This is a genomic window from Maridesulfovibrio sp. (assembly GCF_965230075.1).
In the GTDB taxonomy this organism is placed as follows: Bacteria; Desulfobacterota; Desulfovibrionia; order Desulfovibrionales; family Desulfovibrionaceae; genus Maridesulfovibrio.
On the sequence record NZ_OZ245945.1, the window covers coordinates 643,564 to 657,256 of the forward strand.

The following is a 13,693-nucleotide window of genomic DNA, read 5'->3' on the forward strand; positions in this document are numbered from 1 at the left end:
TAAAAGTTTTGGGGAGGGGGAATCCAAAGGGGGAACACTTTTTACAAAAAGGGTTCCCCCTTTGGTCGCCGAAGGCAAATTATTTAATAATCATCTTACCTAATGCGGTAGCTGCTGATTTTTCAGGATCATACATTCCTTCCACCTGCACCGGAGGCACTTTGAATTCTCCACGGGTCACGGCGCGCAGCAGGGTCACATTTTCGACCTTACCCTTGGCGGGGATGTCGGAGAAGACCAGCACCCGGTCATCGCGGATATCCACGTGATCGGGCCGCACGTTGCCTTTGGCAATCCACGGCAGATCCTCGCGGGTGGCAAGCTTGGTATTTTCAGGCTCAAGCCCGGACGGCAGCAGGCAGCTTATGACCGCGTTGGACACGGGCTTGGCTGTGGTTGTGACCACGGTGCGCATGGCAACAAGCTGACCCTGCTTGATGTTGTTGATATCAAGCGGTTCACCATCACGGGTGAGGAATTCGCGTTTGATTTCCAGACCGTTGGAATAGGGCTTCCAGCTTTCGATGCTCGGGACAGCGCGGCTGTTGACGGCCCAGACAAAGGTGCCTTCCTCTGGTGCTGAGTCCAGTTTGATGGAAAGCGGGGTGTCGCCTTTAACAGTCACTTGTGCAGTACCGTTGGTTTCAAAAGCGGCAAGTTCCTTATCGCCACTCATGATTTTTCCGGCAGGATGCGCTGCAGACTTGGTCTGTCCGAAGAAACTACCCAGTGCAAGGAAACCGAGAGCATTGTCCTGAGTCACGTTGCGTCCATCGTCAGCCATGAGATTGTAAAGCTTGTTAGCCAGTTGCGGGATGGCGTCATCCTTGCGGTCAGCTTCCATGCGGACCAATAGCTCAAGGGCGAGGTCGCGGACTTCGGAACTGAAGTGTTCGTCCTTGTCCTTACCTTTGACCGGAGCGGGCTTGGCTGAGATGAGTTCCCGGTAGGCAGCCATGTCGCCGGAAGCGGCAAAGGCTCCGGCCAGCAGGGTCAGGGAGAGCTTGTCCATGTCTGCTGCTTTGCGTTCGCGCAGATAGTTCATGGGGCCGTGCATCACCTTGCCGGATCGGGCCAGTACATACTGGGCGTAGCAGGGCAGGCGGTAGGAGTATTCGTCACGTATAGTGTCGGCGTAGTTGTTGGCAACAAAACGTTTGGCCCGGTTAAGGAGCATGCTGTCCACCTGATAGCCGGAAATTGCGGCCTGCTGCAGGAAGTGCAGCACGTACACCGATACCCATGGCTCGGAACGATAAGCACCGGGCCACATGGCAAAACCGCCATCGGAAGTCTGCATCATGGACAGCCTGCTCAGAGCGGACTGGACCATGTATTGCGGAGTTTCCTTTTCAAAGGATTCTGGCGAAAGCTCGCGGGCCAGTTCCGGGAATTTCAGCAGCGGGAAAGCCTGCGATACGGTCTGTTCCGCACATCCGTATGGATAATGAAGCAGATAATCGAGTTTTCCGGCAAGACGGATCATGGGCTGGTTACCGATGAGCAGGGTGCGTTCGGCAGTAGCGACACGCATGCCTTCAAGTTTCGCCGGAAGGTTTGTTGATTTATCTTTTATGAAACCGGATTCGGATGAACGCTGTACAGGCAGGGCTGCGCGAATATTCAGGTCTATACTGGTCCGGGCCTGTTCGTTGTTGCCTTCAGCCAGGAATTTGAAAGTGGCCGGTCCGAGGTCCGGTCCGGTTTGGGTTTTGAAGAAAACTGTCGTCTGCCTTCCTTGCGGCACAGCGAAACCTTCAAATCCCATTTCTGTCTTCAGGGCTCCACTGGTGGACACAGTTACATTGAAGGTTCCATCTTCAGGGGTGTCGTTGCGTACACTGACCGGGATGTCGAATATTTCTTTAGGCGCTAGGAAGCGGGGCAGGGTCGGGGTGACCATGAGCGGTGAACGCACATTCATGATTTTCGAGGTTGAACCGAATTTCCTGCCGTCACTAACCACAGCCATGATACGCAGGGCCCCGCTGAATTCAGGGATCTTGGCATTGAAAATGGCTTTCCCGTGTTTGTCCGCAGTGATGATACCGGACCAGAAGGTAACCGGTTTGACCCTGCGAATGGCGGAACTGCCTGCGAATTGCTTCATCATAGCCAGTTCCATGCCGCCGCCTGCTACGGCTTTGTTTATGGGGCCGGCATCAGGCATGAGCAGTCCGAAAGTATCGGACCAGCGTACACCGAGCGCACGTTTGGCGTAGAAGTAATCAAAAGGACTGGGAGTCTTCTGCCCGGAAAGGCGTAGAATCCCTTCATCCACAGCTGCGATGGTCAGCTTGGCACCGGGCTTGGTCTGGACCTGTAAGGCCACAGTCCGCTCCGGACGGGTGGTCTTGGGGCAGGTAATATCGATACCGAGCCTATTGCTTTCGCGGTCCACGAAAAGAGGCACTGCGCCTACTGCCCGCGCACTGGAACCGGCCTCAAGCTTGTTCACCGAGCGTATCAGGGTTGCGGTTACGTATGCATTGGTGCTGATGCCTTTTTGTACCGGAACCTTGATGCTGGCGGTGTTGCCTTTTACTTCAAGCTCTTTGGTCCAGCGGATGGAATTGTCTTCAATTGCCACCAGCATACGTCCTGCAAAGGGGGTGCGAATCTGGTATTCGGCCATCTCGCCGGGTTTATAATCGCCCTTGCGGGTAGGGATGATTTCAAGGCGGGCCGGATTTTCCAAAGCCCATGGAGAATAGCCCCAGCCACCGCAGAAGAAGTCGGCCTGTGCGGAAACACCGGATTCAGGATCGCTGAGGATTACCCGATAGCTGCCGAATTCCGGCGGGCTTACCTTGAATGAACCAGTTGCTTCATTGGCGGAAATCTCACGGGTTTCCAGCAATTGCGGATCGCGTTCGGTAACATATTTATATGAACCGGACGGGGTGGCCCGGACAATGGTCTGCCAGCGGTCGCGGTAGAGCTTCATGAGCAGTTTTCCGGCCTTGGTCTTTTCGCCTTGCGGGGTCAGGGTCACGTAATCGAGTTTAACTGATTCTCCCTGCTCGTATCCCTGCTTGGTCAGTCTCTTCAGACCGGGGTAGAACTTGGAAATAAGCACCGGATCGGTTTTTGTGGCAGTAACTCCGCGTCCTCCGGTTTCGCTGACACGAGCGGTCATTCTGGCCTGAATAGCGGAATCCGATTTGAGGCTTGCCGGGATGGCTGCGGCAAAAGAAAACTTGCCCGACTCATCCAGTTTTGCTTCAGTCTTCAAAATCTCACGGGGCTTGAAGGAACTTTTATCGGTGTTGAAGCGATACTTTTCATATCCTTCGGGGCTGAATTCAGCAGGTTCGAGCATTACCCGTGCGCTGACCGGAAGATCTTCTGCCGGGGGCCCGAATAAATAGCGTCCTTCCACATCGAAATTAAGTTCTTGACCAGCGGATGCAGGTTTAGCGGTTATGATTTCCGCACTGATACGGTCAGGCATGAAATCTTCCACTGAATAGCGGAAGTTACCGATACGTTCCTTACCGGCCAGTAGCTTGATGTTGAACTGTCCGGTGGGCGAGTAATCGGGGATGGACCGTTTAAATTCGACCATTCCTTGGTTATCGGTATGTACGGTGCGGCGGAAAAGTTCGCGTCCGCGTTGGTCAGAATAAACTAGGACCACGGGCATTTTCTTGGGCGGATTGAGCTTACGGTCTCGGACCACAGCTACGCCTTTGACGGTTTCACCGGGACGGTAGAGGTTTCGTTCTCCATAAGTGAAGGCGGTCAGGCCCTTGGGCGAGAGCCGCTGTCCGGCAATATCCAGCCCGGAGCGGTCAGTGGTAAAGCGGTCCATGAGCATGAAAGTCATGTCATTCTTGCGGGTGACTACAGCCATGTACGGACGGCCAAGGTCTTTGCGCAGGTCATTTTTCTTGAGCACCAGCATGCCCCGGGAATTGGTGGTCCCGGAACCCATGATCTGGTTGCGGTTGCTGATCAGCTGCACTTTGGCGTCAACAACAGGCTTGAGGTCTGAAAGTGAGGAAATCCAGAACAGGGTTTCTTCATCACCCTGTTTTGCTACCACGCCGAGGTCAGTGATCATGACCCAGCGTTGAACGCCCATTCCTTTGCCCGGAACCATGGCTCCGATGCGGTAAAGCCCCTTGCCGCCCTTGGCAATAAAGCTTTTTACGGACAGGGGAGTGGTTGTTTTCACGTTCTTTTTGCCGGAAGTATTGATCTTGCCTGAGAAAATTCTATTACCTAATGCTGCGGAAATTCCTCCGCCGTAGGTGCTGGGATCAAAGGCCATGTATCCGTAATGGGTAAAGAGCGAGAAGAGGTTGTTAGGAAATACACGGTCTACAGTGATATTTATGTTGCGGGTGTTTACGGTCTCAATGCCGAGGGTTTTGTACCCCGACTCAGAAAGAAACATACCTGCGGAGGAAAAATCGGCAGTCGGTTCAATGTCCGGGATGGAGATGCTTTCGGTTATTGTTTTCTCAAGCAAAGCTCCGTCCGCTGCGGCCAGTCCTTTTTTGAGGGTGACGGAGTATTTTTTACCCGGCTTGAAAGGGCCGGAAAGGATCAACTTTTTACCGGATGCTGCGGCAGAAATATTGATAGAGGGCTTGATATTCAGCATTTCAAGTCCCTGTGCCGGAATGACCGGACTGGAAAATCCCAGCTCCACGCGTGCCCCGTTAAGAGAGCTGGATGCCTTGTAGCCCGAGTAGCCAAGCACTGGATCGAAAACCACTTCGATTTTCTTTGTATAATCCTTGCCCAGCACCATGGCCCCGCGACCGTCAGGCAGGTCTTTGTTGATTTGTAATACGTAGGTTTTCGGCTCTATTTCTTTTTCAACAGGTGCACTGACAAAACGCTGATAGTAGTCATCGTAATTGGTAGTGATGCTCAGGGGAATTGCTTTGCCGTCAGGTCCGGTGAGAGAAAGATTTTTAAGTGTATTTTCCGGGGTTACATAATTGCTGAAGTTGATGTGTCCTTCAATGCGAACCTTGCGTCCTTGGCCTGCAACAGGCTCGGTGCGTATGCTGATTTCCTTGACTCCGAAGCTACCGGTTTGCACGGAGAAGGTCTTTTCTCCGGCAAGGATTTGTCCGTTCAGGAGGAAGTTTTCCGGTTTAAGTTCGATGGTGAACCGGGTGTCTCCCTTAAATGCCGGATCGGCAGTAAAGCGCAGGGCATAGGGGTTGATCCAGCGCCATTCCCCTTTTACTTCAGGAGTGATGGTCGCCGGAACTTTTTTCAGGGCATAGGAGGGCGCTTCCGGTCCGATGGGCATGTCAAAAGCCAGCAGCAATTGTGAGTAGCCCTGACTGTCGAGGCTCACATCAGTAACTTTTACACCTTCACCGGAACTCATCCGTGCGGATACGGAATCGTGTTTTGTCTTCAGCAGTCCCGCAGCCTGAATGAAGCAGATCATGAGCAGCAGAGCGATAATGATATTTTTTTTGTCTTTGAACGGGGTCGGTCCTCTGTCCATGGCGAAATCCTCGTTTATGTAAAATTTATAAAATAGCGTTTATGACCGAGCTGATGATGCCATTTTTTTTTTGCGCAGTCATTGTGCGAAAGCTGACGGTTTCAATCTTAATAACATGTTTTCATGGATTTGTACGTTTGGTCGGATATGTTTGCAAGAAGTCGGCAACTATGTATAGTTATATGCAAAATTAAACTTGAGCCATGAGCTTGGCTCGGAAGTGGGGGGGAGTTTTGGAAAATCATAATATTGCGATCATCGGTCTTGGGAGAGTGGGCACGGCATTTTTGAAAAAAGCCTTGTCCAGCGACTGTGAGATGAGTGTTAAGGCTGTCTGTGAAATGTGTGATACTCCGGGGCGAAAATTGGCTGAACAAGATAGTATCCCGGTAATGGACTTAAACGATATCGTTGAGTTGGGCGTAGACATTGATGTAATCTTTGATCTTACCGGTGACAACAATGTTTCCCGTATTTTACAGGAGAAATTACTTCAAGTTGGTAATACCTATACAGAAGTAGCTCCTGCAAGGGTAACCAGACTGGTCTGGACCTTGATTGCAGGGGATGAGTATCTCCCGAATCTGGGCAAAAGCAAAAGTCAGATTTACGCCGATATATTGCTTGAAGGAGCAAAATAAGCCTTAAGTTAAGATGGGCAGGGAAATCGTGAATCTGGTCCCTTCGCCGGGGTTGGAGTCTGCCGTGATTGTTCCCCCATGGTTTTGGGTGATGATGTAATAGGATACCGATAGCCCCAGCCCGGTACCGATTCCCGGCCCTTTAGTGGAGTAGAAAGGTTCAAATATTTTTTCCAGATCTTCTTGCTCAATTCCGGGGCCGTTGTCTTCTATTTCGACCCTTACGAAATTCTCGTCTGAAGAGGTTCTGATAGTGATGGTTGGTATTTTGTGGGTGTTCTTTTCTTCCACAAGTGCCTGAGCCGCATTTTTGATCAGGTTCAGGATTACCTGACTGATTTCCATCTCCGTGAAGTTGAACATGGGTGATGAATTGAAATCGCGGATAATTTTAATTGTCTTGAAGTCATACTTTTTCTTGAAATCATAATCGTTTGCCGCCAGTGACAGAGCTGTCTCGATTACCGGCTCAATACTGCCGGAAGATTTAGAAGAATTACTTTTACGGCTGAACTCCAGCATGGATTTTACTATCCCGGCAGCGCGTGTCCCCGCTTCCTGAATACTGCGCAGGTATTCGTTGATTCCCCTTTTGTCCATATAGTTTCGTAGGTTATCCAGATCTATGTCGCATTTCTTCGCAACAGGAAGATTGCTTTTCAATGTCGGGGATGTCCGGCGAATAATGTTTTGGGTGACCTGCATGATGATACCCAGCGGGTTGTTGATCTCATGGGCCATGCCTGCGGCCAATCCGCCGATGGACATCATTTTTTCATTTTGGACCATAATTTTCTGCATTTTTCTTCGCTCGGTAATATCGCGCATTACAATGAGCAGTTTTTTCTGCCCGCCGATGGACGCCACCCGGGCAAGGTTGTCGGTCCAGAAGGGTTCTCCTGTTTTTTTCTTAACCATCCATTCAAAATGAACAGATTCCCCGGAGAGAGCCTTATTGAAGAGTTCTGCGGCATACTTGCTGTCATATGGGGGGCTGTTGAAACTGATCAACTCGGGACTCATGCCGATTGCTTCAGTCCGTTCCATGCCGAAGAAATCCAGAAAGGTCTGATTGACGTCAGTGAAAACCCGCTTTTGGATATCGAGAACGGCAATTGCGTCTTTAGTAGCATTGAATATTTCGCGGTAGGTTATTTCCGATTTGAGGAGTTCGCTTTTGGCTGATTCCCTGCTGTCGATCATACTATTGGCCAGTTCTGCCATATTGTCGAATTCTGTGAAATCGATTTTGGAGCGGTCGATTTTAACCGTAGAGTTTGTCCCCTTGCGGAAGAAGTTTTCAAATGAATTGAAATTATCAGCCAAGATCCTTTTGAATCGTCCTGAAAAGAACAGGATTATTAAGGAATATAGGAGTACAAGGCTTACTACAGCAGCGATATGCAGTAACAGACCGTCCCAAAGCTGAGCCTCTTTTTGGTTCAGTTTATCTTCCAATCTTTCAATATTAATATTTGCCCCGATAACCCAATTCCAACCCGGTACTGCTTCGCAATAACTCATTTTTTTGTAAGTCTTGAAGCCGGATGATATTGAGGGGCTTTTATAAGTAATGAACCCACCGCCCAATTTAGCTTTTTTAATAAACTCCTGAACGATGAAAATACCGTCTGAGCTCTTAAGCTCCATGATATTTCGTCCTTTGTTTTCTCCCAGCAGAGAAGTCCCTTTAAGAGTTCCGACGAAATATTCATTGCCGTTTGAGTTTAATTTATTCAGGCGTCTCAGGACAAGGTCCTGAGTGTGCTTGGTGATTGTGTCCCGGTAATTCCCGGTTCCAAGCACCCAGCGATAAGGTTCAAATAGTTTTATGAAAGAGGTCTTTTCGTATGAAAGGTCGGAATGACCGGGTTTGGTCCAAAGGTAGTCAATGTAGCCCTCACCCCGCTTATCGGCGAGGCTGATCATTTCTTTGAGGATATACCTGCTGTCGGAAGTTTTGGAGTTCAGTACATTCTTACCTGTCGTATCCGGGGCGTCAGTATGTAGTTCCAGCACTCCGTCCATTCCGACAATGAAAAGGTAAGAATCGTCGAAATCATAAATCATAGCCTGCAGAGTTGTCTTGATGAGTTGTTTGAGCTCTTCTTCGGGCATGATGTTATTATAAGTTCCGTAGAGTTCCATAGCCAGACTGTGGGCTTCCTCGATGGAATTTTTGACACCTTTAAGACTTGCGCTTCTAGCTGTTTTTCGGCTGAACTTGATGTAGTCCTGAATTCTGAAAACATCTTTTTTCAGGGAATCCTGCACTCCGCCCATGATTTCAGTCTTGGCTTCCTGCAATTCGTTTTGGTAGTCGCAGATCATGAAATAAACAGTGATCCCACCGAAAATTAGAATCGATGAGAAGCACAGAGTCAGTATGGAGCGGGAGAGTATGGTGACTATGCTTTTCATGGGTGCATCGTTTTTTTAAAGTTTCAGGCTTAGACCGTCCATCCCGTACGGGGATGAAGCCTTCATTTTAAAACGATACCACTGCTCAGGGTATGGGACAAGAAAGTAATGCTATTCAATGCTTAAAAAATAGATTGTTTTGCGGCGGGAAAGAAAAAAGGGTTACGATCATTTGATCGTAACCCTTTGAATTCTCTAAGTGGCGCGCCTGAGAGGATTCGAACCTCTGACCTACGGATTCGTAGTCCGGCACTCTATCCAGCTGAGCTACAGGCGCGCGTCGAGAAGAAGTGTTTATGTGTATTCCTCAGAATCGTCAAGCAAAATTTTTAAAAAATTTAAAAAAAGTTGCTTTTGCTGTTTTCGTTGAAAACGGGACTCAATCTGTTTGAGGATACAAAAAACGATTTTTCAAAAAATCTTTAAATCAAAAAATGGCCACGATTTAGATCGTAACCATTTGATTTTGCTAAGTGGCGCGCCTGAGAGGATTCGAACCTCTGACCTACGGATTCGTAGTCCGGCACTCTATCCAGCTGAGCTACAGGCGCGCGTTGAAGAGGGTTCTATGGAGAAACCCTTCTAAGGTCAAGCATTATTTTAAATTAAATTATATTTTTAGTGAACAAGAAGTTGTCAGTGCTTGCTGTTTTTTCGTTAAGTGTTTGTTATTGTTTGTTTTTGTTTAAAGTTAGAGACGGAAAGTTTTTTGTGCTCACTATGCTCATATCCGGCAGAATCCACATGGCAGAACAATCAGGAAAGTGCTTTTCCATAAATTTAGTTCCTTTAGCCGGTCCCATAATGAATACAGTTGTTGCCAGGGCGTCGGCTGTTTCGGCATCAGGAGCTACTGTAGTCGTGGCAATACTTTCAGCGGATGATTGCAGCAGGGCCGGATCAAATATGTGATGCTTTCTTGCTTTGTCATCTTTTGAGATCGGGGTGATGAACTGATAATAATCACCCGATCCGCATACCGCGCTGTTTTTAATCTTGATATGCCCGATGATACCTTTGCCGCGTGGATTACGAATGCCGATGGTCCAATTGCGGTCACCAAAGGCCATGAAATCCCCTCCGGCCTCAACCATTGCGGTCTTGATTCCTGATCTTTTCAGATGTTCAGCGGCAGCATCGATGATGGTCCCTTTGGCAAGGCCGCCCAGATCAAGGGCCATACCCTTCTTAGGCAGGAACACCCGGTTTTCAGCCGGGTCAATTTCCAGCAGCCGGTAATTGATTAGTTCCTTGTGTCCGGCAAAGCGGCTTTTATCCAAGGCGTAGTAAAACGGGGTTGTGGTAATAGCTCCGATTGTGATGTCGAAGCTTCCGGCGGATTTTTCACTGATTTCTATACCGCGCTGGATTGTTTTAAAAGCCTTATCCGATACCCGCACAGATTTTTTGCCTGCCTCATGGTTAACCCGGCCAATGGAGCCGCGCTTGTTGCGGTGGTCGAGGTCCTTTTGCAGGTGGTGCATTATGGTTACAGTTTCTTTGGCAGACGTGCGGGTAGCTGAGTTGTCCCCGCCGGGTATGGTCAGATTGACCACCGTTCCCATTGCAACGTCACTGTAGCGGAAGGTCTGGTCCTCCCGGTTTTGCTCAAGATTTTGCGGGACAAGCAGGAACAGGCCCAGTGCACTGAGTGTGGCAAAGGCAAGTCCGGATTTTTTAAATCCTTTTTGTGCTATCCCTTCATATAATATGAAAAGGGCGCTTATGGCCCCGACAATGGCTGTCAGTTTGAAGGGGGTGTCTATTTGTCCGCTGGTGCTGACCATAAGTCCGCAGAAAAGCGGTCCAGCCATGAAACCGATATTGGCAGCCATGTTGGCCAACCCTAAAGCCTTACCTTTTGCGCAACCAAGCTCCGAGCATACGGCCATGGACGCAGGCATGGAGATGGCCGCACCTATTCCCGAAAGGATTCCGGTAAACATAAATCCGGGAATAGTGGAACAGCTTCCGAGGATATAGAGTGCCAGCGCACTGATGAGCATGCCCGTAGCGGTGGTCAGCCTGCGTTCGAATCCTGCCAGTAACCTTCCTGAAATAGGCAGTAACAATACCGTAGCAAGGCTGGGAATGGAAAAGAGCAAAGCCGTGCTGCCGGGGCTGAGCTGCAGGGAAGATTTGAGTAGCACCGGATAAAAGGCGATCAGGCTGCCGATACCCATGCCCCGTCCGAAAAGGGCGGTCATGATGCTCAGGAAATGACGTGGCCCAGGAGAGATGTCTTCGGTCTTATTGTGTTCTGCTATGTGGGTGGGCAGGTGTTTGGCACAAAGTGAGAAAATTATGAAAGCCAGCCCCATGAAAGCGGACATGGCTCCCAGTACGGGAAGGTAGTCCTTATCTATATATAATAGGCCGCCCAGCAATGGGCCGAGCAGGAAGGATGAATTCATTACTGCTGAGAGTACGGCAAAACGGGAGGAAAGTTTTTCTCCGCCCATGGAGGTCCCGATGGCGGCCATACTGACCGTGCGCACTGTTCCGGCACAGAGTCCGAGGATGAATTGGATTACGTAAAGAGTCTCTATGGCCGGGTAGACCAGATACAGGAGCGGAAGCAGGAAGGCCAGACCGCAGGAGAGGAGTAGCGGCTTGGAACTGCCGTTGCGGTCAGCATAATTTCCGGAAAGGGGTGCGATGAGCAGTTTTGCGAGAAAATATCCGGCAAAACCACTGCCCAGCCACATGCCGCCCGCTTTTTCATCAAGGTTCATCAGTGGCAGGGTAAAGGTGAAAACTCCGGTACCCAGGGAAGCAGCAAAGACCGCCCCCATCAGCAAAGGAATGTTGAACCGGGTCAGGTTCTGGCTAAACTTCGAATTATGAATTGGCATGCGTCTTTGAAAAGATTGTCAATCTGGAAAGGGGTCAGGAATTCGGTACGCACCGCCCCGACAATATTTCCGTATACCAGATATGATGTTTGCGGCAGTGGTACTTCCCGGATGGAGCCGTCCTCCATGCCCTGCCTGATATAATCTTCAATGCGGTCTATGAGTTGCTTGAATTTTTCTGCAATGTGGGTGCGGTCAAGGTGTGGATATTCATCACTGAAAGGGGAGCTGCGCAGCAGGGTCGGGAAGGTGGTTTTGTGGACCATGGTAAAGTCAAAGTAAGCTTGTACGAAAATACCTAATGCTTCCAGTCCGCTCTTACCTTCTTTTGCCTTATCGGTCAGGATACCCAGCATCTGGTCGATTAATTCCCGTCCCGATTCAAGAAAGAGATTGTCCTTGTTTCCATAGTAATGCGAGACAAGTCCCGAAGCCACACCAGCGTGATCTGCAACCATTTTCAGGGTGGTTGCTGTGTAACCGTGTTCACCGAATTGTTCTTGCGCGGCTAGCAGGATTCTTTCTTTTTTAGTCATAAGGGGCGGCTCCGTTGTTAGTCTGTCGCGGGTACGGGGATCAGCAAGAAAACCGTATCTACAGGCAGTTACGAGAAAGTATTCACCAATGTAACGTAAGCGTGTCCATCGTACCGTTTCAATCGGATAAAAAGGACTTCTGCTGAAGCCAGATTCTGACTTTCATATTTTTCATTAGTACTCAATAGAAAAATTAACAAGGTTGAATATTGAAATATTTACTGCTTTTTCAAAATGTTTTCAGGGGATTTTATATGAATTTCGAGACGTGCAAAGTGCGAGTGCTGTGAGTTTTTACATATTATGCATGGATTATCAGGAGTTTGAATCGATAATACATTTTAAAAAAAAGTAATACTTATGTGCAAGTGCAAAAATTCACGAAGTTGTCAACAAAATTTTCGAAATTGATTGACCAGCCAATTAAGGGGTGTTAGAAAGGTTACAACTAAATGGCGAAACAGTCCACAACGGGCGAAGTAGCCGTATATTTGACAATGTAAGTTACAGGTTTTGTGATCTGGTTGAATTAAAATCTCCCCGAAGGGATGCAGGTGTTCTGAGTTTGCACTTCAAACTCTTCGGGTGCCGGGGGATGTATGCCAGTTTTCAGTCAAAACATATTCGTAGAGGGTGGGGTGGGACCTGTCCTTGCGAATTCAGGGAAAAACTGTCTCCAGAGCCGTTCTTGGTTTATGGGTCAGTGTTTCCTGCTGTTTTTGCATTGTCTTGCCTTGTTTTATTCACCGAAATCTACTGTCGGGCCAGCCTCTATATACTCCGAGGACAATCAAAGTTCGGCTTCCATAATTCCTTTCTCTGCACACAGCTATACAAACAGCCCGTTTCCGCAAGCGGAATCGGTTAATTCATCGTGCTCATTGCACAGGTTCCTTTATCCATTTTCGAAAATATTCCCTGTAAAGGGGGTTATGCCTTTTAAGCCGGGTATTTAATCCGGTTCCGGACATTGTCCGGGTGGTTTTCTGGGAAGTGGAGTTGCTGCTTTGCGAGCGGCAACGGTTCAGTACCACAGTACTCATGCTGATGAGGTCATGTTGGTAATCCATTAATGCGGGAGAAATTCCGTCAAAGGAGGATGATTATGGCTGTAAACGTAGGTATGCACGTGGCGCGTCCAGGTAAGAGGGATGCGGTCCTCGACTGGCTGCAAATGCTAACTGGTGCCGGACTTGTGGCTTTTATGTGGTGTCACATGATTCTGGTCTCCTCGGTAGTTATTTCGCCTAAGATTATGAACGCTATTGCTCATTTCTTTGAAGCAACATACATGGCGCAGGTCGGTGGCCCTTTGATTTTCTTAACTTTTTTGCTACATTTCGCGCTGGCGGCGAGAAAGATACCTTTCCGTGCGGAAGGGCAGGCAACCATATTGCAGCATGCACAAATGCTGAAGCATCGTGACACCTGGCTTTGGGTTGTTCAAGCCGTGACCGCAATGGTCATCCTCGTAATGGGTGCCATCCACATGTGGGTTGTGCTCAATGATCTTCCCATCACTGCCGCAAAGTCGGCGGCCCGTGTAGCTGAAGGCGGATGGATGCTCTTCTATCTGGTCCTTCTGCCTTGCGTTGAGCTTCATGTCAGCGTGGGCTTCTACCGCATCGGCGTTAAATGGGGTTTCATCAGGACTGAGAACAGGAAGCAGGCCAAGAAGCTTGAATCCATTCTCTTTGCGACCTTTATGGTTATCGGCATCATCACCCTGATCAGGTTCATCACTTTAAGTTAAACGGGGTT

At 49.0% G+C, this 13,693-nt stretch carries 6 protein-coding genes and 2 tRNA genes; 2 read left to right on the forward strand and 6 right to left on the reverse strand.

The features are described 5' to 3' along the window. Positions 1-79 precede the first annotated feature (79 nt). Positions 80-5,479: an alpha-2-macroglobulin family protein gene (locus ACO05Z_RS02875; RefSeq protein ID WP_421900312.1), complete on the reverse strand. Its 5,400-nt coding sequence runs from the start codon at positions 5,477-5,479 to the stop codon at positions 80-82. A gap of 233 nt (positions 5,480-5,712) precedes the next feature. Between ACO05Z_RS02875 and ACO05Z_RS02880 the strand changes: the two genes are divergently transcribed. Continuing rightward, positions 5,713-6,120: a hypothetical protein gene (locus tag ACO05Z_RS02880; RefSeq protein ID WP_421900314.1), complete on the forward strand. Its 408-nt coding sequence runs from the start codon at positions 5,713-5,715 to the stop codon at positions 6,118-6,120. 3 nt (positions 6,121-6,123) lie between these two features. On the opposite strand, the gene ACO05Z_RS02885 is transcribed toward ACO05Z_RS02880, so the two are convergent. The 5 genes from ACO05Z_RS02885 to ACO05Z_RS02905 form a co-directional block, all read right to left on the reverse strand. Then, the gene (locus ACO05Z_RS02885) at positions 6,124-8,541 is read right to left on the reverse strand and encodes a cache domain-containing protein (protein WP_421900316.1); all 2,418 of its coding nucleotides are present in this window, start codon (positions 8,539-8,541) and stop codon (positions 6,124-6,126) included. A gap of 200 nt (positions 8,542-8,741) precedes the next feature. Beyond that, positions 8,742-8,818, reverse strand: a tRNA-Arg gene (locus tag ACO05Z_RS02890). Positions 8,819-9,015: 197 nt separating this feature from the next. After that, positions 9,016-9,092, reverse strand: a tRNA-Arg gene (locus tag ACO05Z_RS02895). Between the two features lie 117 nt (positions 9,093-9,209). Continuing rightward, a complete protein-coding gene (locus ACO05Z_RS02900) occupies positions 9,210-11,396 on the reverse strand; it encodes an MFS transporter (protein ID WP_421900318.1) in 2,187 nt (728 codons plus the stop codon). After that, positions 11,360-11,932: a TetR/AcrR family transcriptional regulator gene (locus tag ACO05Z_RS02905; protein WP_421900320.1), complete on the reverse strand. Its 573-nt coding sequence runs from the start codon at positions 11,930-11,932 to the stop codon at positions 11,360-11,362. The genes ACO05Z_RS02900 and ACO05Z_RS02905 overlap by 37 nt, the downstream gene beginning before the upstream one ends. A 1,105-nt stretch (positions 11,933-13,037) precedes the next feature. Between ACO05Z_RS02905 and ACO05Z_RS02910 the strand changes: the two genes are divergently transcribed. Next, positions 13,038-13,685: a succinate dehydrogenase/fumarate reductase cytochrome b subunit gene (locus tag ACO05Z_RS02910; protein WP_421900322.1), complete on the forward strand. Its 648-nt coding sequence runs from the start codon at positions 13,038-13,040 to the stop codon at positions 13,683-13,685. Positions 13,686-13,693 lie beyond the last annotated feature (8 nt).